This window comes from Chitinophaga agrisoli (assembly GCF_008386695.1).
Classification (GTDB): Bacteria; Bacteroidota; Bacteroidia; order Chitinophagales; family Chitinophagaceae; genus Chitinophaga; species Chitinophaga agrisoli.
Genome location: NZ_VUOC01000110.1, coordinates 1 through 644 on the forward strand (window position 1 = coordinate 1; position 644 = coordinate 644).

The 644-nt window shown below is 42.7% G+C and carries 1 protein-coding gene; it reads right to left on the minus strand.

The features are described from left to right. Nucleotides 1-124: 124 nt before the first annotated feature. The coding region (locus tag F0L74_RS34700) for a hypothetical protein (protein ID WP_188316289.1) at nucleotides 125-644 on the minus strand (520 nt) is incomplete at its 5' end.

The window sequence follows — 644 nt, forward strand, 5'->3', positions numbered from 1 at the left end:
CGCGCTTCTTGTTGTTTATGCGAACTTGATTCCGCTTCATATTTGTTGGAGCCATCAGTTTTTGCGAACTTTTTGGATTCGGAGGTAGAATTTTCATTTTGAGACGAATCTGATTGCTCAGATCTCATGACCGTTTTCTTATGTTTGGTGCTACTGTTGTTCTTGTCGTCTGAATCGTATGCTTATCATTATCGTTGGACGTAGTTGCTCCGTCAGATCTTGTTCTTCCTCGTTGCTCTGAATGTGTTTCTTCTTGTGACTTCCTGACATGTTCCTCTTCGGCTTTTGTAGAACGTGCTCGGGAGTCATTCGATCCAGACTTCCCAGTGGAACTCCTCTCCTTCTCTTCACTGTACTTCTCGTCTCTTCCGTAATTCTTAGATTGCGAGCTTTTTTCTTTCAAACCACCGTTATCCTCATATCTCGAATGTGCAGATTTTTGGTTTTCAAATTCATTTCGGCTAGATTCGGATTTGTAGTTCTCCCTTTCCTGCTCTACGTTCTTATCCGATGATGAACCGTCCTTGGGCCTTTTATTGTCTATGTTTTTGTCGAATGTCTTCTCTGTGTCTTTATCCGAGGATGATCTGTCGTTAGGCTTAGCCTTCTCTGTGTCTTTATGCGATGGTGATCTGCCATTAGGC